Here is a 23,866-nt window from a genome sequence, read left to right on the forward strand (position 1 = left end):
GCTATTCGCCTTCGATGCCGGTTATCGGTTTGATGGTGCCCCAGCGTCGGCAGCTAGGGCACTGCCACACCAGGTTTTCGCTGGTGAGGCCGCAGTGGCGACAGCGGTGGCGCGGGCGGCCCTCCAGCAGGGCGCCGGTGTGGTGCTTTAGCAGTAGAAGTCGCGTGTCCGGCTTGGTCTTGCCGCTTAGCCGTTCGCTTTGCAGGTACAGGTCGATCAGGTAGTCGAGCCCACCCAGGCTTGGCGCTTCGCGTAGCCACTCGCCGGTACGTTCGATGGCGCTGTCCACGCCATCGCGGTGGTGGACGAGTTCGCCCAGCGCAATGATCACACTGGTGTAGGGCGCCTGGCCCAGAAGCTTATAGAGGTAGGTTTCAAAGCCCTGGGGGTTATCCGAGCGCTCGAAAGCGTGCTTGAGCGCCGAGAGCATGGTCGGGATGTGATCCACGTCCTGAGCCGGGATTCGGTCGAGCCAGTCGATCGCGCGCTGATAGTGGCCATTTTCCATGTCGAGCTCGGCGTACAAAAGCGTGGCCCGTACGCAGTGCTCGTCCATCTGCAACGCTTTTTTCAAATGTCTGCGCGCAAGCTGGCGGCTCGACTGTGCCTTCTCCTCGACGGCGAGTTCGCAAAGCCAGTGGGCCGCCGCGCGGCGAAGACCGGGTTGCTGCTTGAGAATCGGCTGGACGTTATCCAGTGCCTGCTGCCATTCGCGTTCGCGGTCGAGCAGATCGAGCAAAAGGCGCTTGGCGCTTAGCCGGTAAGTGTCGTTGGATGTCTGGCCGAGCAGCGTCTTTAAAAGCCGCTGGGCGCGGTCGTGAACGCCCAGGGCGATGAAATCCTGGGCGAGTTCGAGCTGAATGTGTTCGTTGGTGGACACGGAGAGCGCCGGGCGGGCGAGCAGGTTCTGGTGAATGCTGACGGCCTTGTCGGCCTCGCCCCGGGCGCGAAAGAGCTTACCCAGGGCGATATGCGTCTCGACGGTTTCGCTATTGACGTCCAGCGCATTGATGAACGTATTGATGGCCTCGTCGGGCTGCTCGTTGAGAAGATAGTTGAGCCCGACGAAATACTCTTTGGAAAGTGCAGGCGACCGATTTGCCGGCCGGATTGGCCTTTGTTTGGCGCGATAGCGCACGCCCAGCCCAAAGCCGATAGCGACGGCTGCAAGCAGTGTGCAAAGCAGCGCGACGTCCTGCATTTACACCACTTCCTTGAACTCCTGGGTCCGCAGGCGATCCAGCTCTTTTTGCTGCTGCTTGTTGTGGCGCTCGCTGCGGGCCAAACGCGCCTTCAAGCGGATATAAACACCCAGCATCGCAAGCATTCCCAGAATGACGCCCAGGGTGAGCGTGGCGAGTAGCCATACCGATAGCGATACCGGCGGAAGCTCTGTCCAGATCAGGTTCAGGGCAATCGTCTGCTGGTTGTTGACGGCGAACAAAATGCCGACAAGCAGCACCACCAGTAAAATAATGGCCAGTAAAAGCCCTTTGATCCAACGCATGAGAATTTCCTAATCTGTGACGTGCATGGTGGGTCTATTGTGTATGAGTCGGGGCACGGCGTCATCCCTGAAGTGTTTCAGCGTTTTAGCCGGTGCGTGAAGGCGCGTTTAGTAGCCCAGTGCCCGGCTGGCATCCACCTGCTCGCGAAGCTCTTTCCCGGGTTTGAAGTGGGGGACATACTTGCCCTCCAGGTCTACCGGGTCGCCGGTTTTGGGGTTGCGGCCCATGCGCGGCTCGCGGTAGTGCAGCGAAAAGCTGCCAAAGCCGCGGATTTCGACCCGTCCACCACTTGAGAGGGCGTCTGTCATGTCATCCAAAATAATACGAACCGCCGTTTCGACTTCCTTGGCGGATAGCTCCGGTTGACGCATCGCGATTTGTTCGATTAATTCAGATTTGGTCATCGGTTGGCTCCCTGCAAACGTTAAAGGTCGTAAAAGCTTACGGCCTGAATAACATCCATCTCAGCATACTGCGCATTGTGTTATAAAACAATTTAGATAAAACAAGGTACTAGGTCGAATAACAGCATAGGCGAAGCGGGGCGCTGGCGCGACCCTACAGCTCAGGTATACTGACTTTTCATTTTCGAATTCGTAGAGGTCCACGTTGAGCGACGATACATCCCCGGAGGCCATTCTCCGTAAACGGCTTTACTGGCATTCACGCCGCGGCATGTGGGAGCTGGATCTATTGCTTATTCCTTTCCTCGAAAACCGCTTCGACTCGCTTTCCGCAGAAGATCGGTTGACCTATCAGCGCCTGATCGAAGAAGAAGATCAGGATCTATTCGTTTGGCTGATGCATCGTGAGTGGCCAGCCGATCCTGACCTTCGCCGCCTGGTTCAAATGATTGTCGAGCATGCCGAAACCACCGATAACAGTGCCTATCGCACGCTCTAACTACCCTGCGCTGATTCATTCGGCGCTGACGGCGGGGCTTTTAGGCGTAAGCCTCGCTTTCGCTTCGCCCCTTTGGGTGCTTTGTGCTTTGCCGGTCATGCTTTTTTTGATCGCCCATCACGCCCGTCGCCAGCCGGCGGGTTCGCTTTACATCCAGCCGATTGACGATGCGCTCTATGCGCGCTGGGTGCTCGCCAGTGGCGATCTCGGCGACCAGCAGCCGCTTCGCTGCCACTACCTGGGGCCATGGCTTTTGGGACTGGAGGTGGGAGGGGAGCGGCTTTGGCTCTGGCCGGATAGTCTGCCCAGCGAAAGCCACCGGGCGCTGCGGCGGCGACTGCATCGCCCGGGCCATTAAAGCGTGAGGCGAAAGTAGCGCAGCACAAAGTGCGCTTGGCGATAGGGTCTAAAGCGTTACGAGGGGAGTGATACACAAAGAAACCCGGCAAAGTGCCGTGAGCGTATCGGGGAAAACGAAAGAAAAGGTGGTGCCCGGAGCCGGACTTGAACCGGCACGGGGTTGCCCCCGAGAGATTTTAAGTCTCTTGCGTCTACCGATTTCGCCATCCGGGCGTATAACAGTGTCTGCAATGGAGGATATCGCGACACTGTCATGGGATATGGAGGCTGGAGTCGGAATCGAACCGGCGTACACGGAGTTGCAGTCCGCTGCATAACCACTCTGCCATCCAGCCTTGGAGTCGATGGAGCGGGAAAAGAGATTCGAACTCTCGACCCTCGCCTTGGCAAGGCGATGCTCTACCACTGAGCTATTCCCGCTCGACTCGAGGGCGAATTATACGCACTGACGCAGACTTGTCAATCGAAGAAATGCTCAATACGTACAATAAGATACTGCATTTACCAAGCCTGGGCGTGGGCCGCTGTGTAGGCCACGCCTTGGGCTATTACATCGAACGGCTCAGGTGTGGCCAGGCCGCGTGCAGATACTGGAGCATCGACCAGAGCGTTAAAATCGCCGCCGCGTAAAGGATGGCCACACCGACCATGGCGATGTCGTGTCCCGGTGGAAACACCAGTAGTACCAAAAGTGCCACCATCTGCAGGGTGGTTTTGAGCTTTCCGATCCAGGAAACGGCGACCATGCCGCGCTTGCCCATCTCCGCCATCCACTCGCGCAGCGCCGAGATGACGATTTCGCGCCCGATAATCACCAGCGCCGGCAGGGTCAGCAGGGCGCTATCGAAGCGTTCGATGAGCAAGGCCAGCGCCACCGCGACCATCAGCTTATCTGCCACCGGGTCGAGGAAGGCGCCGAACGGGGTCGACTGATTCCAGAGTCTGGCCAAATAGCCATCCAGCCAGTCGGTGACCGACGCCAGGGCGAACAGCCCCGCCGCCAGCGGCATGCTCCAGCCATAGGGCAGATAGAAGAGCACCACCAATAGGGGGATGAAAACGATTCTTGCCAGAGTCAATATGTTGGGTATATTCATCGCAGGGCGCGATCCTTGCCGGAGAATCAGGGAATCAAACGTATGTAGGCGCTATTCTATCCGCCTTGAGGCGCGGCATCCATGCCGGTGGTGGATTATCCGTTAAGCGCCTGATAGATAGTCGCCGCCATGGCCGCGCTAATCCCCGGTACTCGGGCAAGCTCATCCTTGCTTGCTTTCTGCACGCCCTGCAATCCACCAAAAAAGCGCAGCAGCTCCCGGCGGCGCTTGGGGCCCACGCCGGGGATATCCTGCAAGGTGGATGTGCGTCGGGCCTTGTCGCGCTGAGCACGGTGGCCGGCAATCGCAAAGCGGTGCGACTCGTCGCGAATGTGCTGAATCAGATGAAGGGCGGGTGAGGCCGGGTCCATCGGTAGCGGGTTATCGCTGCTCTCCAGAAACAGCGTCTCGAGCCCGGCCTTGCGCGTCGTGCCCTTCGCAACACCGAGCAAAATGATGCCGTCGACCCCAAGCTCGCCGATAACGCCTCGGGCCATATTGAGCTGTCCCTTGCCGCCATCGACGATCAAAATATCCGGTGCGACGGCTTCGCCGCTTTTGACCCGCTTCAAGCGCCTCGTCAGCGCCTGCTGCATCGCGGCGTAGTCGTCGCCGGCGGCCACGCCTTCGATACGAAAATGGCGGTAGTCGCTTTTGCGCGGGCCTTGCTGGTCGAATACCACGCACGACGCCACCGTTGCCTCGCCCTGACTGTGGCTGATGTCGAAACACTCCAGCCGCTCGGGCGCTTTCTCCAGGTCCAGCGCTTTCTGCAGCGCCTCGAAACGTGCCATGAGCTGCGTCTTGTTGGCGAGTTGGGAGGCCAATTGCTGCTCGGCGTTGGTCATCGCCAGTTTTTGCCACTGAGCGCGGTGACCGCGTACCTGGTGGGCGACGCGTACTCGCTTGCCGGCCTGCTGGCTCAGCGCGTCGGCAATCAGTTGGCTATCGTCCAGGGCGTGGCTGGTGATGACCTCGGCGGGCACATTATGCGGCTGGCCGAAATAGTATTGGCTGACGACTTCGGTCAAGAGCATCTCATCGGTTAGTTCCAAGTCGTTTTTGGGCGTGTGGTGGCGGGCGCCTAGAAGTCGCCCATCGCGTATGCTCATGACCGAAATACCCTGGGCGCCGGGGCGATGGGCAAGCGCGAAAATATCCGCGTCGCCGCTTTCGTTATCCACGAACTGACGCTGCTGAAGCTGTCTGAGCTTGACGATCTGGTCGCGCAGGCGCCCGGCTTCTTCGAAATCGAGCGCTTGGCTTGCGGCTTCCATTTGATCGCTGAGCGTTTGGGTGACGTGCTCGCTTTTCCCCTCCAGGCACATCACGGCGTGCTCGACGTCGCGCTGATACTCTTGTTGAGAAATATAGTCCACGCAGGGGGCACTGCAGCGGTCGATCTGGTACTGAAGGCAAGGCCGGCTGCGGTTGGCGAACACGCTGTCTTCGCAGTTGCGGATGCGAAAGATTTTTTGCATCAGCGTCAGGCTCTCCTTCACCGCGCCGCTACTGGGGTAGGGCCCCAGGTAGCGGCCGTCACCCCGACGCTGACGTGCGCGCTTGTACTCGAGCGCAGGATAAGGGTGGCGGTCGGTAACGAAAACGAAGGGGTAGGACTTGTCGTCGCGCAGCAGGATGTTATAGGGCGGACGCAGCTCCTTGATCAGGGTTTGCTCGAGCAGCAGCGCTTCGGTTTCGGTGCGGGTGACGGTCACTTGCACGTCGGCAATGCGCGCCACCATCGCCTGGGTCTTGGCGTTGAGCTGGCCGCGGAAATAACTCGACAGGCGCGCCTTGAGACGCTTCGCCTTGCCGACGTAAAGCGTGTTTTGCTGGTCATCGAGCATACGGTAAACACCCGGGGAGGTGCTTACCGAGCTTAAAAATTGCTTGGCATCGAAAGTCATAGAGCGCTTAGAAGTGCTGGGGCAGGAACTGGATGGTAGGCCTAACCCTGGCGCGCGTCAAAGCCCTCCACCAGCCCGTAGCGCAGCGCTAAATGGGTAAGCTCGACGTCGCTGGCCACTTCCAGCTTTTCGAACAGCCTATAGCGATAAGTGTTGACCGTTTTGGGGCTCAGATGGAGGCGGTCGGAGATGTCCTGAACGCGCTGACAGTTGACGATCATCAGCGCGATCTGGAGCTCGCGGGGTGAGAGGTTTTGAAACGGGCTGTCTTCTTCGGTGAAGTGGGCCAGCGCCAGACGCTGGGCGATCTCCTGGCTTACGTAGCGCCCACCGCTATCGATTTGACGGATGGCCTCGATCATCTCCGTGGCATCGGCCCCCTTGCTTAAAAAACCTGACGCGCCGGCCTCCAGCATACGCCTTAACGTGCTGTCTTCTACGTAGGCGGTCAGAATCAGTACGCGCACCTTTTTCATGGTGCGACAGATGCGCCGAGTCGCCTCTAGCCCGCCAATGCCGGGCATACGAATATCCATGAGCACCAGATCCGGCTTCAGCTTGCGACAAAGCGAGACAGCGCTTTCGCCATCGTCGGCTTCGCCCGCAATATGAATATCGCACTCTTCGTCCAGCAAGTGCGCGATACTGCTCCTCACCAGGTGGTGGTCATCAGCGATGAGTACGTTAATCACGAGAGTGCTCCTGATACAATGCGCTTGAAACCCGGTATCGGCTTTGCCGTAGAGTGCCATAGCTTCTATTGAAGGAAAATTAGTATTTACTGTTCAATAAAGCGTCTTGACTTGAATCTGGATCTGCTCTACTATTCGCCGCGCACTTGGAAGCAATTGCATCGATCCAGCGCTATATCTATGCTGGTTCAAAAGGGGCCTTAGCTCAGCTGGGAGAGCGCAACACTGGCAGTGTTGAGGTCAGCGGTTCGATCCCGCTAGGCTCCACCAAATTCCCAAAAGCCTCGTTGTTCAACGAGGCTTTTTTGTGCCTGTCGTTTGGCTTTATGCGAAAGCGCCCGGCATCTGGCCGGGCGCGGCGCTCAGGTGATTTTACCCAGTAGTAAAAATTCCATCAGTGCTTTTTGTGCGTGCAGACGGTTGCCGGCTTCTTGCCAGACCACGGCGCGCGGGTCGTCGAGCAGGGTTTCGCTGATCTCCTCGCCACGGTGGGCGGGCAGGCAGTGCAAAAACAGCGCATCCGCTTTGGCATTATCGAGCATTGCCTCGGTCACCTGGAAACCGGCGAAGTCGGCTTCGCGCTTGGCTTGCTCCTCTTCCTGGCCCATCGAGGCCCAGACATCGGTGGTGATCAGGTCCACGCCGCGGGTCGCCTCGACCGGGTCGTGGAAAAGCGTCACGCGCTCCCCGGCGGCCGCCAGGATATCGGCGCGAGGCTCGTAGCCTTTCGGGCAGCAGACGTGCAGGTTGAAGTCGAACTGGCGCGCGGCGTTGATCCAGGAGTGGCACATGTTATTGCCATCACCCACCCAAACCGCCGTGCGGCCTTCGACGCTACCGCGATGCTCGATCCAGGTCATGATGTCAGCCAGCAGTTGGCAGGGGTGATAGTCATCGCTGAGCGCGTTGATCACCGGCACGGTGCTGGCCGCTGCGAAGGTTTCGATGCCTGCGTGGGAAAAGGTACGAATCATGACCGCATCGACCATTTCAGAGAGCACGCGGGCGGTATCTTCGATCGGCTCACCGCGACCGAGCTGGCTGTCGCGAGGGGAAAGAAACAGCGCATGGCCGCCGAACTGGGTCATACCCGTCTCGAAAGAGACCCGGGTACGTGTGGAGGATTTTTCGAAAATCATCGCAAGCGTTCGGTTTTTGAACGGTGTGTAGATCGGCCCCTGGGCTTTTAGCTCGGTTTTGATCAAAATGGCGCGCTGCATCAAGTAGGCGAGCTCATCCTGGCTTAAATCCATCAGGGTCAGAAAATGGCGGGTCGCCATGGTGCGTCTCTCCACGTAAATACCCCATCCTAGCGAGGGCGCAGGGGATGCGCAACGCCATCGGCATGGGTAGAATAGGGGCATTGTTAAAGCCGAGTAGTTTACTCAGGTATCGCCATTATGTTGCGGTAGGGTTAAACAGATACTTTGAGTCGCGTAAACTAGCACCGACCGCGCCACCGATCGAAGGAGTACGTCATGAGCACAACGGTTGAGAATATTCAGCGTCAAATCGGCGAAAACCCGATTCTTATCTACATGAAAGGCACACCTCAGCTGCCTCAATGCGGGTTTTCGGCCCAAACCGTTCAGGCACTGATGAGCTGCGGCGAGCGTTTCGCCTTCGTCAACGTGCTGGACAACCCGGATATTCGCAGCGAGCTGCCCAAGGTTGCCAACTGGCCGACCTTCCCTCAGCTTTGGGTCGAAGGCGAGCTGGTGGGCGGCTGCGATATCGTGATGGAAATGCACCAAAGCGGCGAGCTCGAAAAGCTCATCAAGGATGCCGGTCAGCGCGCCACCGCCAACGAGGGCAGCGACGCCCCGAGCGAGTAACGCGTGCCAAGCGGCTGGCGGGCTCTCATTCAACCGCTAGCATGGCGTTTTGCCATCGCTTGACGTTACTCGATGTGTGTTCATCCGGCGCCAGGCCGCGCCGGATGAGTTAGCCCGCCCAAGGAAGTAATGCTCAATGAGCTATCAGGTTCTGGCCCGCAAATGGCGCCCGCGTACATTTCACGAGCTGGTGGGGCAGACCCATGTTCAGCGTGCGCTGGTCAACGCCCTCGACCAAGGGCGCCTTCATCACGCCTATCTGTTTACCGGCACCCGTGGGGTCGGTAAGACCACCCTGGCGCGTATACTCGCCAAGTGCCTGAACTGCACCGCGGGCGGTGACGGCGACGAGGGCATTACCTCCACGCCGTGCGGTGCATGCGATAGCTGCCGCGCCATCGACGAGGGGCGCTTTGTCGACCTGATCGAAGTCGACGCCGCCTCGCGCACCAAGGTGGAAGACACCCGCGAGCTTCTCGATAACGTTCAGTACGCGCCGACGCAGGGACGCTACAAGGTGTATCTCATCGATGAGGTGCACATGCTCTCGACCAGCAGTTTCAACGCGCTGCTGAAAACGCTGGAAGAGCCGCCGCCCCACGTCAAATTCCTGCTCGCTACCACCGATCCGCAGAAGCTGCCGCCGACGGTGCTCTCGCGCTGTTTGCAGTTTACCTTGAAGCACATGCCGCCGGAGCGGGTGGTCGAGCATCTGACGTTCGTGCTGGGAAAAGAGGGCGTCGAGTTCGAAGAGAGCGCCCTGTGGCTTTTGGGCAAGGCCGCCGAAGGCTCGATGCGCGATGCCATGAGCCTGACCGATCAGGCGATCGCCTTCGGCCAGGGGACGGTGCGCCACGCCGACGTAGCGGCGATGCTCGGCACCCTCGACCATCGCCATATCATGGCGCTGGCCCAGGCACTGGCGGATGTCGACGTTCAGGCGCTGCTAACGGAAGTCGCCATGCTTTCGGAGCAGGGGCCGGACTTCGCCGCGGTGCTCGACGAGCTGAGCGCTATTTTGCACCGCCTGGCGGTCGCCCAGATGGTCCCCGGTGCCGTGGACAACAGCCACGGCGATCGTGACACGATTCTCACGCTTGCCAAGCGTTTCACCGCCGAGGATATCCAGCTCTACTATCAGATCGGTATTCAGGGCCGCGGCGATATGGAACACGCCCCGGACTTGCGTAGCGCGCTGGAAATGACGCTTCTGCGGATGCTGGCGTTTCGCCCTCAGGGCGTTCCCAAGCCGCCGCGTACGCCGCTGCCGCTGCGCGCCGAGCCTGCTGGCGAGCACGCCGCCGCCGAGCAAGCCAGCGCCTCGCAAGAAGCGGTCGAGCCAAAAAAGCCTGAGCCTGCACCGGCGCCCGAGGCGCCTTCGCCCGCGCCGGTGCAGGATACGCCGGTGCAGGATACGCCAGTGCAGGACACTCAAAAGAGCGAGCCTGCCGATCAGGCGCCGCCGCCCTGGGCAATGGACGAACCGGCCCCCTACGGCGACACCCCCGAGACCGCTTTCGATGCGAAAGCGCCGGAGCGGGCAGATGAACCCGTGCAAGAGGGCGCGCCGAACGAGCCTGCCCCGGAGGCCCCCGAGTTCGACTATCCGGATGCGCCAGAACCAGAACCAGAGCACGCGCCAGAGCCAGAACCAGATCACCAAGCCGGCGTTGCTCCCGACCCCGTAGAGGCTCCCGCTGCCCAGCCTGTACCCGCAGTACCCGCGGTACCCGAGGCATCCGAGGCGCCGCTCGATGCCGATACCCGGCTTGACCACGCGCGCTGGCTGAACCTTTTCGATACGCTGGGCCTTGGCGGGCTTACGCGTAATCTGGCCGCCCACTGCCAGTTGGCCAGTGACGATGGGCAGACCATTACATTGCAGCTCGACCCTAGTCAGTCGGCGATGCAGGCCGATGTCCACCAAACCCGCATCGAAAAAGCGCTGGGCGAGCAGGGGCTCAAGCGCCGGGTCAGCTTCGAGGTGGCCGAGCTCGACAGTGGCGTGGAAACCGCGCGAGATCAGACGCTTCGCTTTCAGCGCGAGCGCCACAAAGAGGCCGTTGATCTATTGCAACGCGACCCCAATATACAGAAATTACAGCAAGCCTTCGGGGCGACGCTCAACGAATCCAGCGTCAAGCCAAAAACCCCGGAGTCGCCATGACAGCCGGACGGTTACGGCTTACGCTTATGCTGGTAACGCACTGATCTATTATCCAGGGAGAGAACGCCATGATGAAAGGTGGAATGGGCAACTTGATGAAGCAAGCCCAGGAAATGCAGGAAAAAATGCAGAAGGTCCAGGAAGAAGCGGCCAAGGCCGAGGTGTTCGGTGAAGCCGGTGCGGGCATGGTCAAGGTGACCATGAACGGCCGTCACGATGTCAGCGATGTCACCATCGACCCAAGCGTTCTGGAAGAAGACAAGGAACTGCTCGAAGACCTGCTGGCCGCGGCCGTCAACGATGCCGTGCGCAAGGTCGAAGCCCACTCCAAGGCGCAAATGGAAGAGGCCACTGCCGGTCTTAACCTGCCGCCCGGCTTCAAGATGCCGTTTTAAGCGATGCGTTTTTCCCCGCTGATCGAGCAGCTCATCGAAGCATTTCGCGTGCTGCCAGGCGTTGGGCCCAAAACGGCCCAGCGCATGGCCATGCATTTGCTCGAGCGTGAGCGCGAGGGCGGTAAGCATTTGGCCGGGGTGATCGAGCGCGCCATCGAAGAGGTCGGCTACTGCCAGCAGTGCCGTACCTTGACCGAGGCGAAGGTTTGCGCGCTGTGCGAAAGCCTTCGGCGCGACGATTCACTGCTTTGTGTGGTGGAGTCGCCCGCCGATCAGCTCGCCATCGAAGAGGCCGGCGGCTTTCACGGGCGCTATTTCGTGCTTCACGGTCATCTCTCGCCGCTGGACGGCGTGGGACCGGAGGCCATCGGCCTGGGGCTGCTCGAAAGCCGGGTCAGCGAAGGTCTTATCAAGGAGATCGTGCTGGCGACCAACCCGACCGTCGAAGGCGAGGCGACCGCGCACTATATTGCCTCGCAGCTGGCCCAGTACGGGGTCGCTTTTTCGCGCCTTGCTTACGGGGTGCCCATGGGCGGCGAACTCGAATATGTGGACGGCGGCACCTTGAGCCGCGCGTTCAATGGCCGTTTGCCGTTCGGGCTCGAGTAACACCGCGCGCCGGATTTTGTACCACTGTCACTACCGTAGCCTTCAGGCTGCGGCCCCCACAGGGAAGTCTACCGTGTCCGCTATAAGTAACCCGTCCTATCGATGGATTGAGACCGCCGATCAGCTCGATGCCGCCTGTCAGGAGGTCGAAGCTGCCAGCGTGATCGCCCTGGATACGGAGTTTTTCCGCGAAAACACCTTTTTTCCGATCCCGGCGCTGATCCAGTTCGCCGCCGGTGAGCTTGCGTATCTAATCGACCCGGTCACCACACCCTGCACGCCGGCCTTCAAAGCGCTGTTGCAAAACGATGCGGTCAAGCTTCTCCACGCTTGCAGCGAAGATCTCGAAATATTCCAGCTATGGGCGGGCGTAATGCCAGCGCCGCTGGTGGATACCCAGATCGCTCAGTCGCTTTTGGGTGAGGTGCCCGCCATGGGGTATCAAAAGCTCGTCGAATTCTGGGTCGGAGAAACCCTGCCCAAGGAAGAGACGCGCTCTAACTGGCTGACCCGGCCGCTGACGACCGGCCAGTGCGAGTACGCCGCGCTCGACGTCATCTATTTGCTCGAGGTATGGGCACTGCAGGCCGAAAAGCTCGAGCGCCTCGGCCGTCGGGCGTGGCTTTTCGAGGAGTGCGCCGCCCAGCTCGATCAGGCAGAGCGCAGCAGCGAGAGCGATGCGCTCTGGTACACCCGCCAGCGCCAGCTTTGGCGGCTTGCGCCGCGCCAGCTCGAGGCGTACCGGCTGATGACGACCTGGCGTGAAGGGGAAACCCGGCGGCGCGATCTTCCGCGCAACTGGTTGGCCAGTGACAAGCTGCTGTTTGCCATCGCTGAAGCGATGCCCAAAAACCGCTTCGAAATTGCCGCCATCGAGGGCGTCAAGCCGACGCTGGTTAAAAAAGAGGGCGATACGCTGCTGGAGCTGGTCAAAAATGCTCAGCACTGCCCGGAGGCGTCGCTGCTCGAGCGCTGGCCCGACCCGGCAGAGGCGGGCTTCAAGCGTCGTTTCAAGGCGCTCAAGAAGGTGCTCAACGCCCAAGCGGCGGCGCTGGAAATTGCGCCTGAAGTGTTGATGCGCCGCCGGGATATCGAAGCGCTGGTCATGCAGCACCAGGCGAACGAGGCGCTCGCGCTGCCCGGCGGCTGGCGCGGCGAGCGCTTGAACGACGACCTGCGTTTGGCCCTGGAGGAGTCGGCATGAGCAATAAATTGCTGTGCGAGATTTTCAAAAGTTCGCGCAAGGAAGAGATGTATCTCTACGTGGACAAACGCCAGGGCCTCGAGCCGGTGCCCGAGGCGCTGCTTGCCACATTCGGCAAGCCCGTGGCGGTGCTGACTATGATCCTGACCGCCGATAAAAAGCTCGCCCGAGTCGATACTCAGGATGTCATCGCGGCGATCGAGGAGCAGGGGTTTTACTTGCAAATGCCGCCGGCCAAGGAAGAGTACCTGTTGGACGTTCACCGGGCACACGTCAACCGCTTTTCATGAACTTTCTTGCCCACGCCTGGCTTGCCCGCCAGGGGGAAGATGGCTTCTTGCTGGGTAACGTGATTGCCGACGGCGTCAAGGGTAGCGACCTGTCCGGCTGGCCAGATGCTGTGGCCGCGGGCGTTCGCCACCACCGCCGGGTCGATGCCTTCGTGGATAGCCATGACGTCATCAAGCGCGCTAAACGGCGTGCCCCCGCGGATCAGCGGCGCGTGGCCGGCATTGCGCTGGATATCCTGTGGGATCACTTTTTGGCGCGGGCGCTGATCGGCACGCCGGAGTTCGACGCGTTGATCGAGCGCCTGTATGCGCTTTTGGCGCGTGAGCCCGCGCCGAACCGGCTGGCGCTCATGATGCCGTCACTTATCGAGCACGACTGGCTGCGTGGCTACGCTGACTTCGGTTTTACCTGTCGGGCGATTGCCGGGCTTGGGCGCAGGCTTTCCGGCCCGAATCGGCTGGCGGAGATAACGCCCTGGCTCGAGCGCGACTACCGCTGGCTGGAAGACCATTTTCACCCCCTCTGGAACGAGTGCGCCGCCAGGCTGACCAGTGCCGGTTAGCATTGCGTGAGTGCCTGGACCAGGCCGGGGAAGGACGACGAGACGAGGGTGCTATGCGCGAACGCTTCTGGGAACGATACGCGCTCGAAGAGCTTACCGATGACGAGTGGGAGGCTCTTTGCGACGGGTGCGGGCAGTGCTGTCTGCTGAAATTTCACGACGACGATACCCAGGAGCTGGCCGTGCTCAATGTAGCGTGCCGCCTGCTGGATACGCACAGCTGTCAGTGCAGCGATTACGAGAACCGCTTCGATACGGTGCCCGACTGTACGCAACTGACCCCGGCGCTGGTTCGTGAGTTCACCTGGCTGCCTGCTACCTGCGGCTACCGCCGGGTGGCGGAGGGGCGAAAGCTAGCCGGTTGGCATCCGCTTTTGAGTAACGACGCCGAACGGGTGCACCGCAAGGGCGTAAGCGTACGCAGCTTTGCGGTATCCGAGCTCGACGTGCCCGAGCGCGAATGGGACGAACACATCATCGCCGTACTGCCCATTCACTAGCGTTTTGAAGCGGCGAGCTTAGCTTTTTAGCGCAACCAGTAGTGCCGCCAGGCGCTTGGTAAACGATAGGCGCGCCGGAGCGGTCTTTTCGGACCGGGTGGCCTGGGTGGCGGGGGTATCCCAAATGGTAAGAAACTGTTCCTGATGCTTCATAAAGCTCTCCTGGCGCCGGGGCGCGTGGTGTTCTCGATCTAACCGAATGTTGTCGCTATTCGTGCTAGACGTTGGTCTATACAACTAACGGCTAGTATGGCGCAGTCGGTTTTTTATGGAAAGCTTTTTCATAAAATAAAAAAGCACCCGCGGTCGTCCCGCGGGTGCTTTTTTTGCGCCTGAGTGCTAAAGGCCTGGGCTTTCATCGCGTTAGTCGGCAAGCCCCATCGCCCAAAGGATGAAGGCATCCTGGCGGGCGCTATCTTTCCAGGCCTTGAAGCGCCCGGAAGCGCCGCCGTGGCCGCTGTCCATGTCGGTGTACAGTAATACCGGGGCGCTACCCGTTTGCACGCGGCTGATCTGGGCGTAAAACTTGGCCGGTTCCCAGTAGCTCACTCGGGTATCGAACCAGCTCCCCTCGACCCAAAGCGCCGGATAGGCTTGCTCGGTGATGTTATCCACCGGCGAGTAGTCGCGTATGCGTGCCTCGACCTCGGGCTCGGCCGGGTTGCCCCATTCGCTGTACTCGGCGGTGGTCAGCGGAAGATCCGGGTTTTGCATGGTGCGCAGCACGTCGAGAAAAGGCACATCCAGCACCGCGGCGCAGAATGCCTCGGGGGCGCGGTTGATGCTCGTACCCACCAGCAGGCCACCAGCGCTGGCTCCATACGCCACGACTTTGTCGTCAAGGCTTAGCCCTTCATCGACCAGCGCCTGGCGGGCGGCTAAAAAGTCGTCAAAGCTGTGCTCCTTTTGCGCCATCTTGCCGTCGAGATACCAGGGCTCGCCGCGTTCGCCCCCGCCGCGTACGTGGGCCACCGCAAAGGCAGCGCCGCGCTCCAGAAGCGATAGCCTGGCGATCGAGAACCAGGGGTCCAGCGGCTCGCCGTAGGCGCCGTAGCCATAGAGCAGCGTCGGTAGCGGCTGACCGATCAAATCCGCGCGGGCAACGATGGACACCGGCACCTGCTCGCCGTCCGCGCTGGTGGCCCAGAGGCGCTTGCTGGCTAGCGCCTCTGGCCGGAGCGCGCCATGCACCGGCAGGGTTTTCAAAAGCGTTCGCTCGCCGCTTTCAAGGTCCAGGGTGTACCAGCTGGCCGGTCGTGTAAACGACTCTTCGCGCAGGCGCAGGATTTGCGTATCGAAGTGCGGGGAGTCCTCCAGTAATTGCGAGCAGGGTGTTTCCGGCAACGCGATCAACTCGTCAGTAGTGATCGTGTCATCGCCTTCGAGCACCAAGCGCCTAAGCCGTGTTTGCGCCTCTTGATGGCTGCGCTCGGCGACCATGAGCCCCCAGGCATAAGCGTCCACGCCCTCCAGGGTTTGCTCCTCCTGGTGGGGGATCAACGTTTGCCACTCGGCGTCTTCATCCCACGCGGCCTCGGCCAGTACGTCGAGGGCGAAGTGGGGGCCCGCCTGGTTTTGCAGCCGATAAAACGCCCCGGGGCGGTGGTCGATACTGACTTCGACCCCTTTGCTGCGTCGGTGTAAAACCTGCGGCGCCGTGGCCGGGGCATCGGCGGGAATCGCCAGAATCTCGGTGGTGTCCTTGGCGGCGGTCTCGATGAAAAGCCAGGTCCTGGAGCGGGTCTTACCGATCCCTAACCAGAACTCGGCGTCGTCTTCGCGCATCACAAGTGTTGCCGGAGGGTCGAGCGCCGGGCGGGCGAAGCTCACGTCGCAGCGCCATAGGCTGTCCGGGCGCTGGGTGGCGTCGAAGCGAGTGAAAAACAGCGTCGCGCTTTGAGGCGTTTGGTCTTCGGCCCAGCAAAGGTCCGGGCCGATGTCGCTGGCAAGTTTGCGCGGCTCGCCGTTGGGTAGCGCCTTGAGCCACAGCGTGTAGCGCTCGTCGCCCTGGGTGTCCTCGCTCCAGGCAAGCCACTGCTCATCCGGGGTGAGCGCCATGTCGCCGATATCGAAAAAGGCGTGCTCGCCGGCGCGGGCTACCACGTCAAAAAAGCACTCCGGCGCGCCAGGATCATCGATCGGCGCGCGCCACCAGCGAGGGTAGTCGTCGTGCTCGCCGGTTTCACTCCAGACCGTAAACACATCGAGGGTGGTGCCAAGACTTTTCACCGCAAGCTCGCGCCGTGCCAGGTGGCTTTGATAAAGCGACTCGGCAAGCGGAGCAAGGGGCTCGAACCAGCGGGCGTGCTCCTCGTTGGCGTCGGTTAGAAACGCGCTGACCTCGGGGGCTTCGCGCTCTTCCAACCAGTGCCAATCCGGGTCATCGGCGCGATAATGGCGCTTTTGGGGCGACTCTTTGGGCATGCCGGGCTGTGCTTTCATAAATTGACAGGTACCATAACGGGAAATTAACCGCGGGTGCGTCCACCCACACGAGGGTATTATGCTGTTTACAAGCTCAATGTCACTGCTCTGGCTGAGTTATTACGGGGTTTCGCTGGTCGTGCTCGTGGCGGTCTACTTTGCGCTAGCGTTTTTACCGCGCCTGCCAAGGCTGGTGCTGACCTGGTGCGTGGCCGGGGCGATGTGGATGCCGGCGCGCTTTAGCCTGCCGCTGATCGAAGAGAACGAGTTCTACACCGGCTGGGCGCCCTCGGCGATGGTCTCGGCGGTCGGCTTTTTGGAGCGCAGCACCTCGGCCATGTGGGCCGGGCTTGTGTGGCTGCTTGTCGGTATCGCGTTAGGCGCTTGTGTGGGCGTGGCCCTTTGGTGGCTGCGCCGCCCGGTCGAGCGCGCCCCGGCCAAGCGCTCACCGGATGATAAACGCCCGCCGAATGGCGGTAAGCGCCAGCCCACCGCCAAGCGAGGCGCCGCAAAGCCGCGCGCTGGCAACGACGAGCACCGCCGCCGCGAGCCGGTCATCAACTAAAAGGCTCCATCAGGCAAAGGAGAGCCCCATGTGCGAGCTTTTGGGCATGAGTGCCAACGTGCCGACGGATATCTGCTTTAGCTTTTCCGGCTTTCTACACCGCGGCGGGGGCACCGGCCCCCACCGCGATGGCTGGGGCATCGCCTTTTACGAGCAGGGCGGGTACCGCGAATTTCGCGACCCGCACCCCTCGGTCGACTCGCCCATCGCGCGGCTGATTTGCGACTACCCGATCAAATCCAACGTGGTGATCAGCCATATACGCCAGGCAAACGTCGGCGGGGTGCGTTTGAACAACACCCACCCGTTTACCCGGGAAATGTGGGGGCGGCCCTGGTGCTACGCCCACAACGGGCAACTAAGCGGTTGGCAAACACTGCCGCTGGATGTCTACACCCCGGTGGGCAGTACCGACAGCGAGCACGCTTTTTGCTGGATTTTAGGTGAGCTGCGTCGCGCATTCCCCACGCCGCCAGCCTCTTATGAGCCGGTCGGGGCGCTACTCCATACGCTGTGTGAAAAACTGCGGGGGCTTGGGGTGTTCAACCTGCTGCTGTCTGATGGCGAGTCGCTTTACTGCTATTGTTCGACCAAACTTTCCCATATCACCCGCCAGGCACCGTTCGGCGAAGCCGAGCTTGCCGATGCTGACATGACGGTGAACTTCAGCGAGCATACCACAGCGTTCGATGTGGTTTCGGTGATCGCCACTGCGCCGCTTACCCACAACGAGAAGTGGACGGCCATGGTGCCGGGCGAGCTTTTAGTTTGGCAGTCGGGAAGTATAAAAGCGCAATACACACCCTCGTGAGGCGAGCGGTCTACGCTATGTAGTCAGGTAGGCAAAACGTTCGTTAGCCCCCGCGGAGCGGCGGGCTCAGCCGGTATTGGGGGTGTCGAGTTGAAACAGGAGTTTCAAGCAGGCGTTTTACAGCGTTACCCCCCTCGTATATCGTAAGCGTTTAACCCCATCTCAAAGATCGCCAAAATAACAAGGTCGGTCCACTTATCGACACGGATAGCGGAGATTGCCCCATGAGCGAACACGCCGATGCTCCTATGCTACATGGCCCAGCGCTTGAAGGGTTGGATCAATACGATTCGATCACTGACGTTTTTGAAACCGCGGTAGAGCGCTACAGCGACAACCCGGCGTTTAGCTGCATGGGTCAAACCCTGAGCTTTGCCGAGCTTGATACCTACTCGAAGCAGTTTGCCGCCTGGCTTCAAAACGACACCGATCTCGAGCCTGGCGACCGCATCGCCATTCAACTGCCCAACGTGCTGCAGTTCCCGGTGGCCGTGTTCGGCGCGCTACGGGCGGGGATGGTGGTGGTCAATACCAACCCGCTCTACACCGAGCGTGAAATGGCCCACCAGTTCAAGGACGCCGGGGCCAAAGCCATCGTCATTCTTGCCAACATGGCGCACAAGCTCGACAAGGTGCTGGAGAAAACCGATATCTCCCACGTGGTGGTCACCGAGCTTGCCGATCTTCACGGCGCGCCCAAGCGCTGGGTGATCAACGCGGTGGTCAAGTACGTCAAGAAGATGGTACCGACCTACCGCCTGCCGGGCGCGACCGGGTTCCGCCAGGTGATGAAGGCCGGCGCCAACCATGAGTTTACTCCGGTCAAGCGCACTGCGGACGACGTGGCGGCGCTGCAGTACACCGGCGGCACCACCGGCCAGCCCAAAGGCGCGATGCTCACCCACACCAACCTGATCGCCAATATGCTCCAGGCGCGCATGGCGATCGGTACGCACCTGGAAAACGGCAAGGAGCTGGTGATCGCGCCGCTGCCGGTCTATCACATCTACACCTTTACGGTGAACTGCCTGTTTTTGATGGAAACCGGTAACCACTCGGTGCTGATCACCAATCCGCGGGATCTGCCCGCTTTCGTCAAGGAGCTCAAAAAGCTCAAATTCACCAGCTTTATCGGGCTCAATACGCTATTTAACGCGCTTTGCCAGCGTGATGACTTCCGCGCGCTCGATTTCTCCCGGCTCAAGCTGACCATTTCCGGCGGTATGGCGCTGACCAAAGCCGCGGCCAAGCGTTGGGAAGAAGTGACCGGCTGCCCGGTGGCGGAAGGTTACGGGCTGACCGAAACCTCGCCGGTGGTGAGTTTCAATCCCACCGACGCCATCCAGTTGGGGACCATCGGCAAACCCGTGGCCGGCACCTCGGTCAAGGTGGTCGATGCCGACGGCAACGACGTAGCGCTTGGTGAACCCGGCGAGCTTTGCATCAAGGGCCCGCAGGTCATGAAAGGCTACTGGCAGCGCGACGACGAAACCCAAAAGTCGATCGATGCAGGCGGCTGGTTCCATTCCGGCGATATCGCCGTGCTCCAGGACGATGGCTATATCCGCATCGTCGATCGTAAAAAGGACATGATCCTGGTGTCGGGCTTCAACGTTTATCCCAACGAGGTCGAGGACGTGGTCGCGACCCACCCGGATATCGTCGAGTCCGCAGTAGTGGGCGTGCCCGACGAGAATGCCGGCGAGGCGATCAAGCTTTTCGTGGTCTCCAAAAACAGCGACCTGGACGCCCAAACGCTGCGTGCCTGGTGCAAAAAAGAGCTCACCGCTTACAAGGTCCCCAAGTACATCGAGTTTCGCGACGAACTGCCCAAAACCAATGTGGGCAAGGTATTGCGGCGCGAGCTGCGCGACGAGGAGACCTCAAGCGAAGGCGAGCAGGAGAAAGCCTGAGGGTAAGCCAAAAGGATAGGGCGGCCGTCCGGGTTAGCCCTCCCACAACCGAAAGCGCTATACTGTTCGGCCCGCTTTTTTGGCGGGCCGAATTTTTATTTTTTGGATGGAATCTGAGCCTAACGTGAGCACTGAGACGCACTCCTTGACCGATGCCCAACAGGTGACGCAGCTCGAGCGAGCGCTTGACGAGGTAACCCTTCGCGACAGCCACCGCCTGGCACGGCGTCTTGGCGGTCTCAAGCGTCGTCTGCGTGACAACAAGCCGATCGGCCGCGGCCTCGACGAGGTCAGCCGCGAGGTCGACAAGGCCAAGCGCTTGGCGGCCAGTCGCGCTGCCACGCCGGTATCCATCAACTATCCGCCGGGTCTTCCCGTGGTCGAGCGCCGCGAGGACATCCTCGAGGCCATTCGGGATCACCAGGTGGTCGTGGTGGCCGGCGAAACCGGCTCGGGCAAAACGACCCAGTTGCCCAAGATATGCCTGGAGCTTGGGCGTGGGCGCCGCGGCCAGATTGGCCATACCCAGCCGCGCCGGCTGGCCGCGCGCAGCGTTGCCACGCGGATTTCAGAGGAGCTCGACGTTAGCCTGGGCGAGCAGGTGGGCTATCAGGTGCGCTTTACCGATCAAAGCGCGCCCAACACCCTGGTCAAGCTCATGACCGACGGTATTTTGCTGGCCGAAACCCAGCACGACCCGATGCTTTGGCGCTACGACACCATCATCATCGACGAGGCGCACGAACGCAGCCTCAATATCGATTTTCTACTCGGCTATTTGAAACGCCTGCTGCCCAAGCGCCCGGATTTGAAGGTGATCATCACCTCGGCGACCATCGATGTCGAGCGCTTTGCCGCGCACTTTGCAACCGACGACACGCCGGCCCCGGTGGTCGAGGTCTCCGGGCGCGCCTTCGACGTGGATGTGCTTTACCGCCCCCTGGTGCGAAGCGACGACGACGAAGAGGACCGCACGCTACAAGAAGGCATCGTGGGCGCGATTGAAGAGATCGAAACTTTAGAGCGCGAGAAGGGGTGGCTGCACGGCCCGAGAGACGTGCTGATCTTTTTGCCCGGTGAGCGCGAGATTCGCGAAACCGCGGACACGCTGCGCCGTGCGGACTTCAAGGGCACCGAAATTCTGCCGCTCTACGCCCGGCTCTCCAACGAGGAGCAGAACCGGGTGTTCGCCCCGCACCGCGGTCGGCGCATCGTGCTGGCCACCAACGTCGCGGAAACCTCGCTCACCGTGCCCGGCATTCGTTACGTGGTCGACCCGGGCCTTGTACGCATTAGCCGCTACAGCTACCGGGCGAAGATCCAGCGCCTGCCCATCGAGCCGATTAGCCAGGCAAGCGCCAACCAGCGCAAAGGGCGTTGCGGGCGTATCGCCGAGGGCGTGTGCATTCGCCTTTACGACGAAGAGGACTTTCTGTCGCGCCCGGCGTTCACCGACCCGGAAATCCAGCGTACCAATCTCGCCTCGGTCATCCTCTCGATGCTGTCGTTGAAGCTTGGCAACATCGAGGCCTTTCCCTTCGTCGACCCGCCGGATAGCCGCTTCGTCAAGGACGGCTTTAGGCTTTTGTTCGAGCTCGGCGCGGTGGATCAAAAAGAGCAGATCAGCGAACTGGGACGCAAGCTAGCGCGGCTGCCCATCGACCCGCGGCTTGCGCGCATGGTGCTCGAGGGCGCCGAGCGCCAGAGCCTTCGCGATGTGCTGGTGGTGGTCTCGGCGCTGGCGATACAAGACCCCCGGGAGCGCCCGGCGGACAAGCGCCAGGCCGCGGACCAGGCCCATCAGCGCTGGCACGACCCGGATTCCGACTTCGTCGCACTCTTGAACTTGTGGCACGGCATCGAAAACGCTCGCGGATCGCTTTCGAACAGCCAGATGCGCCGCTGGTGTCGCGAGCACTACGTCAATTATCTGCGCATGCGCGAGTGGCACGACACCTTCCGCCAGCTTAGACAGCTCTTGCGCGATATGGACATCGAAGTGCCCGGGCCTTTGCCTGCCAATGAAGACGAAAGCGAGGAAGAGGCGCGCCAGGCGCGGCGCAAGACCTCCGGTAAGCTGCACCAGGCGCTGCTCTCCGGGCTTTTATCGAATTTGGGTAACCTTACGGAAAACCGCGAGTACCTGGGGGCGCGCAACCGCAAGTTCTTCATTCACCCGGGCTCCGGGCTTGCGAAAAAAACGCCCAAGTGGGTGATGGCGTTCGAGCTGGTCGAAACCACCAAGCTCTACGCCCGCACGGTGGCGAAAATCGACCCGGCCTGGATCGAGCCCCAGGCCGAGCATCTGGTCAAACGAAGCTACAGCGAGCCCCACTGGGAAATGAAGCGCGCCCAGGTCGTGGCCTTCGAGCAGGTGACGCTGTTTGGCCTGCCCATCGTTGCCCGCCGGCGGGTCAACTTTGGCGCCATCGACCCCAAGGAGTCCCGGGATATTTTCATTCGCCGGGCGCTGGTAGAAGGGGAGTTTCAGACCAAAGGCGCGTTCTTCGCCCATAATCGGGCGCTGGTCGACGAGGTCGAAGCGCTCGAGGACCGCGCCCGCCGCCGCGACATTCTGGTCGATGAAGAAACGCTTTACGCCTTTTACGACGAACGCATTCCAGGCGATGTCGTCAACGGCAAGGGCTTCGAGCAATGGCGCAAGCAGGCCGAGCGCGAGGCCCCGGACCTTTTGAAGTTCGATATCGAAACGCTCAAGGCGCGGGAGGCCGAGGACGTCACTCGTGCCCAATATCCGGATTACCTGACGCTTGGCGGCGTGGCCTACCCGGTGAGCTATCACTTCGAGCCCCAGGCCGAGGACGACGGCGTCACGCTCACCGTGCCCGCCGCCATGCTTTCGCAGCTACCGGTCAGCGCTTTGGAGTGGTTGGTGCCCGGGCTTTTGCGCGAAAAGTGCATCGCGCTTTTGAAATCGCTGCCCAAGAGCATTCGCCGCCAGGTGGTGCCGATTCCGGACTGGGTCGACGCCGCGCTACAGGTGCTGACGCCCAACGAGCGCCCGCTGACCGAGGCCCTGGGCGAGTTTCTACGCCGGCGCACCGGTACCCGGGTCCATCCGGATGACTGGCGGCTGGACCAGCTCGAGGCGCACCTGGTGATGAACGTGCGCGTGGTCGATCACGCCGGTCACCAGCTTGGCCAAGGGCGCGATGTGCGTGCGCTGGAGAAACGCTTCGAGCAGGCGGCAAGCCTGGGCGCCCAGGCGCTGGCCAAAGAGGCAAGCCAGGCGCCAACGCTCGACGCACTGCCCGAGGCGCCGCTTCCGGCATCGAAAGTCACCACCCAGGCCGGTATTCGCGTGGAAGCCTACCCGGCATTGACTCATGAAGGTGAAGCGTTCAAGGTCGCGCTATTCGATCACCCGGCGAAGGCAGAGGCCGCCCACCGCGAGGGCGTGGCGCGGCTGGCCATTACCCAGTGTCCGGATCAGGTCAAGGCGATCAAAGCGTTACCGGCGCTCGAGAAGTGCGCGCTGCTGTTTACCAACGTGGGCAGCAAGCAGGCGTTCATAGCCGATGTGTTGCTGGCGGTATTTACCCAAGTGGTCGCGACGGCGCCGCTGCCGCGCTCGGCGGGGGAGCTCGACGCGCGGCTCGCCCAGGTAGACACCACCCTGGTCGATCACGCCAAGACGCTTTTAAGCGATGTCGAGGCGGCGTTAAAAGGCCATCTGGAGCTTGCCAAGCAGCTCAAGGGGAATTTGAACTTCGCCCTGGCGCTGGTTTACAGCGATGTGCGCGCACAGATGCAGCGTTTGGTCTATCCTGGCTTCATCCGTGATGCGGGCGAGTGGCTTTCGGAGTACCCTCGTTATTTCGAAGCCGCGCTGATTCGTCTTGAGAAAGCCGCGCGGGAGCGCGGGCGCGACCAGATGATGATGAAGGACGTTCAGGCGCTGGAGGCGCGTTTCGACGCCCGGCGCGAAAGCGAGCGCCGCGGCCAGGTCGAAGACCCGGCGCTGGTCGCCTTCGGCTGGTGGATTCAGGAGCTTCGTGTGTCGCTTTTTGCCCAACAGTTGGGCACTAAAATGCCCGTCTCGGTCAAGCGCCTTGAAAAGCACTGGGAAGAAATCACGCGCCTTTGAGGCGCTTAGCCA

At 61.1% G+C, this 23,866-nt stretch carries 23 protein-coding genes and 4 tRNA genes; 15 read left to right on the forward strand and 12 right to left on the reverse strand.

Annotated features, from left to right (window positions below; all coding sequences use genetic code 11):
- Nucleotide 1: 1 nt before the first annotated feature.
- The 3 genes from lapB to ACWHRL_RS05745 form a co-directional block, all read right to left on the reverse strand.
- A complete protein-coding gene (gene lapB, locus ACWHRL_RS05735; RefSeq protein ID WP_447895592.1) occupies nt 2-1,201 on the reverse strand; it encodes a lipopolysaccharide assembly protein LapB in 1,200 nt (399 codons plus the stop codon).
- On the reverse strand, nt 1,202-1,507 hold the full coding sequence (locus tag ACWHRL_RS05740) for a lipopolysaccharide assembly protein LapA domain-containing protein (RefSeq protein ID WP_447528291.1): 306 nt from the start codon (nt 1,505-1,507) through the stop codon (nt 1,202-1,204).
- Nucleotides 1,508-1,615: 108 nt separating this feature from the next.
- Nucleotides 1,616-1,912, reverse strand: coding sequence for an integration host factor subunit beta (locus ACWHRL_RS05745; protein ID WP_447528292.1), 297 nt, complete (start codon nt 1,910-1,912; stop codon nt 1,616-1,618).
- A gap of 205 nt (nt 1,913-2,117) precedes the next feature.
- Here ACWHRL_RS05745 and ACWHRL_RS05750 point away from each other — a divergent pair, with 205 nt between their 5' ends.
- Together ACWHRL_RS05750 and ACWHRL_RS05755 are read left to right on the forward strand one after the other, a co-directional pair.
- Nucleotides 2,118-2,411 (forward strand): FAD assembly factor SdhE, encoded by a 294-nt coding sequence (locus tag ACWHRL_RS05750; RefSeq protein ID WP_447895593.1) that lies wholly within the window; start codon nt 2,118-2,120, stop codon nt 2,409-2,411.
- Nucleotides 2,392-2,769 carry a hypothetical protein gene (locus tag ACWHRL_RS05755; RefSeq protein ID WP_447895594.1) on the forward strand — a complete coding sequence of 126 codons (378 nt, stop codon included), beginning with the start codon at nt 2,392-2,394 and terminating at the stop codon, nt 2,767-2,769. Before ACWHRL_RS05750 ends, ACWHRL_RS05755 begins: the two co-directional genes overlap by 20 nt.
- 128 nt (nt 2,770-2,897) lie before the next feature.
- Here the strand turns inward: ACWHRL_RS05755 and ACWHRL_RS05760 are convergent.
- The 6 genes from ACWHRL_RS05760 to uvrY all read right to left on the reverse strand — a co-directional run bounded on the left by ACWHRL_RS05760 (nt 2,898) and on the right by uvrY (nt 6,470).
- Nucleotides 2,898-2,984: transfer RNA gene (locus tag ACWHRL_RS05760), tRNA-Leu, on the reverse strand.
- Nucleotides 2,985-3,032: 48 nt separating this feature from the next.
- A tRNA-Cys gene (locus ACWHRL_RS05765) sits at nt 3,033-3,106 on the reverse strand.
- A gap of 10 nt (nt 3,107-3,116) precedes the next feature.
- Nucleotides 3,117-3,191, reverse strand: a tRNA-Gly gene (locus tag ACWHRL_RS05770).
- Between the two features lie 128 nt (nt 3,192-3,319).
- Nucleotides 3,320-3,868: a CDP-diacylglycerol--glycerol-3-phosphate 3-phosphatidyltransferase gene (gene pgsA, locus ACWHRL_RS05775; protein WP_447528295.1), complete on the reverse strand. Its 549-nt coding sequence runs from the start codon at nt 3,866-3,868 to the stop codon at nt 3,320-3,322.
- 95 nt (nt 3,869-3,963) lie between these two features.
- Nucleotides 3,964-5,778 (reverse strand): excinuclease ABC subunit UvrC, encoded by a 1,815-nt coding sequence (gene uvrC, locus ACWHRL_RS05780; RefSeq protein WP_447895595.1) that lies wholly within the window; start codon nt 5,776-5,778, stop codon nt 3,964-3,966.
- Between the two features lie 41 nt (nt 5,779-5,819).
- On the reverse strand, nt 5,820-6,470 hold the full coding sequence (gene uvrY / locus ACWHRL_RS05785; RefSeq protein ID WP_447895596.1) for a UvrY/SirA/GacA family response regulator transcription factor: 651 nt from the start codon (nt 6,468-6,470) through the stop codon (nt 5,820-5,822).
- 194 nt (nt 6,471-6,664) lie between these two features.
- On the opposite strand from uvrY, the gene ACWHRL_RS05790 reads away from it, so the two are divergent.
- Nucleotides 6,665-6,740 (forward strand) — tRNA-Ala (locus ACWHRL_RS05790).
- 92 nt (nt 6,741-6,832) lie between these two features.
- Here ACWHRL_RS05790 and argF read toward each other — a convergent pair.
- Nucleotides 6,833-7,750 carry an ornithine carbamoyltransferase gene (argF, locus tag ACWHRL_RS05795; protein WP_447895597.1) on the reverse strand — a complete coding sequence of 306 codons (918 nt, stop codon included), beginning with the start codon at nt 7,748-7,750 and terminating at the stop codon, nt 6,833-6,835.
- Between the two features lie 198 nt (nt 7,751-7,948).
- On the opposite strand from argF, the gene grxD reads away from it, so the two are divergent.
- The 8 genes from grxD to ACWHRL_RS05835 all read left to right on the forward strand — a co-directional run bounded on the left by grxD (nt 7,949) and on the right by ACWHRL_RS05835 (nt 14,033).
- Nucleotides 7,949-8,305 (forward strand): Grx4 family monothiol glutaredoxin, encoded by a 357-nt coding sequence (gene grxD, locus ACWHRL_RS05800; RefSeq protein ID WP_447528299.1) that lies wholly within the window; start codon nt 7,949-7,951, stop codon nt 8,303-8,305.
- A 136-nt stretch (nt 8,306-8,441) separates the two neighbouring features.
- Entirely contained in the window at nt 8,442-10,472 is a 2,031-nt protein-coding gene (dnaX, locus tag ACWHRL_RS05805) for a DNA polymerase III subunit gamma/tau (protein WP_447895598.1), read from the forward strand.
- Between the two features lie 68 nt (nt 10,473-10,540).
- Complete coding sequence (locus ACWHRL_RS05810) at nt 10,541-10,867, forward strand: YbaB/EbfC family nucleoid-associated protein (RefSeq protein ID WP_447528301.1); 327 nt, start codon at nt 10,541-10,543, stop codon at nt 10,865-10,867.
- A gap of 3 nt (nt 10,868-10,870) precedes the next feature.
- Nucleotides 10,871-11,476: a recombination mediator RecR gene (gene recR, locus ACWHRL_RS05815; RefSeq protein ID WP_447528302.1), complete on the forward strand. Its 606-nt coding sequence runs from the start codon at nt 10,871-10,873 to the stop codon at nt 11,474-11,476.
- Between the two features lie 73 nt (nt 11,477-11,549).
- Nucleotides 11,550-12,680: a ribonuclease D gene (gene rnd, locus ACWHRL_RS05820; protein WP_447528303.1), complete on the forward strand. Its 1,131-nt coding sequence runs from the start codon at nt 11,550-11,552 to the stop codon at nt 12,678-12,680.
- Nucleotides 12,677-12,970, forward strand: coding sequence for a YcgL domain-containing protein (locus ACWHRL_RS05825; RefSeq protein ID WP_447895599.1), 294 nt, complete (start codon nt 12,677-12,679; stop codon nt 12,968-12,970). Before rnd ends, ACWHRL_RS05825 begins: the two co-directional genes overlap by 4 nt.
- Complete coding sequence (locus ACWHRL_RS05830; protein WP_447895600.1) at nt 12,967-13,533, forward strand: acyl carrier protein phosphodiesterase; 567 nt, start codon at nt 12,967-12,969, stop codon at nt 13,531-13,533. Before ACWHRL_RS05825 ends, ACWHRL_RS05830 begins: the two co-directional genes overlap by 4 nt.
- A 53-nt stretch (nt 13,534-13,586) precedes the next feature.
- On the forward strand, nt 13,587-14,033 hold the full coding sequence (locus ACWHRL_RS05835) for a YcgN family cysteine cluster protein (protein ID WP_447895601.1): 447 nt from the start codon (nt 13,587-13,589) through the stop codon (nt 14,031-14,033).
- A gap of 18 nt (nt 14,034-14,051) precedes the next feature.
- On the opposite strand, the gene ACWHRL_RS05840 is transcribed toward ACWHRL_RS05835, so the two are convergent.
- Nucleotides 14,052-14,186: a hypothetical protein gene (locus ACWHRL_RS05840; RefSeq protein ID WP_447895602.1), complete on the reverse strand. Its 135-nt coding sequence runs from the start codon at nt 14,184-14,186 to the stop codon at nt 14,052-14,054.
- Between the two features lie 210 nt (nt 14,187-14,396).
- A complete protein-coding gene (locus tag ACWHRL_RS05845; protein ID WP_447895604.1) occupies nt 14,397-16,475 on the reverse strand; it encodes a S9 family peptidase in 2,079 nt (692 codons plus the stop codon).
- A 61-nt stretch (nt 16,476-16,536) separates the two neighbouring features.
- Between ACWHRL_RS05845 and ACWHRL_RS05850 the strand changes: the two genes are divergently transcribed.
- The 4 genes from ACWHRL_RS05850 to hrpA all read left to right on the forward strand — a co-directional run bounded on the left by ACWHRL_RS05850 (nt 16,537) and on the right by hrpA (nt 23,854).
- Nucleotides 16,537-17,022 (forward strand): hypothetical protein, encoded by a 486-nt coding sequence (locus ACWHRL_RS05850; RefSeq protein WP_447895605.1) that lies wholly within the window; start codon nt 16,537-16,539, stop codon nt 17,020-17,022.
- 28 nt (nt 17,023-17,050) lie between these two features.
- Nucleotides 17,051-17,833, forward strand: coding sequence for a class II glutamine amidotransferase (locus ACWHRL_RS05855; RefSeq protein ID WP_447895606.1), 783 nt, complete (start codon nt 17,051-17,053; stop codon nt 17,831-17,833).
- A 224-nt stretch (nt 17,834-18,057) separates the two neighbouring features.
- Nucleotides 18,058-19,746: an AMP-binding protein gene (locus ACWHRL_RS05860; RefSeq protein WP_447895607.1), complete on the forward strand. Its 1,689-nt coding sequence runs from the start codon at nt 18,058-18,060 to the stop codon at nt 19,744-19,746.
- A 106-nt stretch (nt 19,747-19,852) separates the two neighbouring features.
- Entirely contained in the window at nt 19,853-23,854 is a 4,002-nt protein-coding gene (hrpA, locus tag ACWHRL_RS05865) for an ATP-dependent RNA helicase HrpA (protein ID WP_447895608.1), read from the forward strand.
- Nucleotides 23,855-23,866: the final 12 nt, after the last annotated feature.

The organism is Vreelandella sp. GE22, from assembly GCF_968212445.1.

Excerpts from the sequence above, each read along its gene's own strand:
- lapB (WP_447895592.1), bottom strand. The coding sequence starts at position 1,201 with ATGCAGGACGTCGCGCTGCTTTGCACACTGCTTGCAGCCGTCGCTATC.
- ACWHRL_RS05740 (WP_447528291.1), bottom strand. The coding sequence starts at position 1,507 with ATGCGTTGGATCAAAGGGCTTTTACTGGCCATTATTTTACTGGTGGTG.
- ACWHRL_RS05745 (WP_447528292.1), bottom strand. The coding sequence starts at position 1,912 with ATGACCAAATCTGAATTAATCGAACAAATCGCGATGCGTCAACCGGAG.
- pgsA (WP_447528295.1), bottom strand. The coding sequence starts at position 3,868 with ATGAATATACCCAACATATTGACTCTGGCAAGAATCGTTTTCATCCCC.
- uvrC (WP_447895595.1), bottom strand. The coding sequence starts at position 5,778 with ATGACTTTCGATGCCAAGCAATTTTTAAGCTCGGTAAGCACCTCCCCG.
- argF (WP_447895597.1), bottom strand. The coding sequence starts at position 7,750 with ATGGCGACCCGCCATTTTCTGACCCTGATGGATTTAAGCCAGGATGAG.
- grxD (WP_447528299.1), top strand. The coding sequence starts at position 7,949 with ATGAGCACAACGGTTGAGAATATTCAGCGTCAAATCGGCGAAAACCCG.
- dnaX (WP_447895598.1), top strand. The coding sequence starts at position 8,442 with ATGAGCTATCAGGTTCTGGCCCGCAAATGGCGCCCGCGTACATTTCAC.
- ACWHRL_RS05810 (WP_447528301.1), top strand. The coding sequence starts at position 10,541 with ATGATGAAAGGTGGAATGGGCAACTTGATGAAGCAAGCCCAGGAAATG.
- recR (WP_447528302.1), top strand. The coding sequence starts at position 10,871 with ATGCGTTTTTCCCCGCTGATCGAGCAGCTCATCGAAGCATTTCGCGTG.
- ACWHRL_RS05825 (WP_447895599.1), top strand. The coding sequence starts at position 12,677 with ATGAGCAATAAATTGCTGTGCGAGATTTTCAAAAGTTCGCGCAAGGAA.
- ACWHRL_RS05830 (WP_447895600.1), top strand. The coding sequence starts at position 12,967 with ATGAACTTTCTTGCCCACGCCTGGCTTGCCCGCCAGGGGGAAGATGGC.
- ACWHRL_RS05835 (WP_447895601.1), top strand. The coding sequence starts at position 13,587 with ATGCGCGAACGCTTCTGGGAACGATACGCGCTCGAAGAGCTTACCGAT.
- ACWHRL_RS05840 (WP_447895602.1), bottom strand. The coding sequence starts at position 14,186 with ATGAAGCATCAGGAACAGTTTCTTACCATTTGGGATACCCCCGCCACC.
- ACWHRL_RS05845 (WP_447895604.1), bottom strand. The coding sequence starts at position 16,475 with ATGAAAGCACAGCCCGGCATGCCCAAAGAGTCGCCCCAAAAGCGCCAT.
- ACWHRL_RS05850 (WP_447895605.1), top strand. The coding sequence starts at position 16,537 with ATGCTGTTTACAAGCTCAATGTCACTGCTCTGGCTGAGTTATTACGGG.
- ACWHRL_RS05855 (WP_447895606.1), top strand. The coding sequence starts at position 17,051 with ATGTGCGAGCTTTTGGGCATGAGTGCCAACGTGCCGACGGATATCTGC.
- ACWHRL_RS05860 (WP_447895607.1), top strand. The coding sequence starts at position 18,058 with ATGAGCGAACACGCCGATGCTCCTATGCTACATGGCCCAGCGCTTGAA.
- hrpA (WP_447895608.1), top strand. The coding sequence starts at position 19,853 with ATGGAATCTGAGCCTAACGTGAGCACTGAGACGCACTCCTTGACCGAT.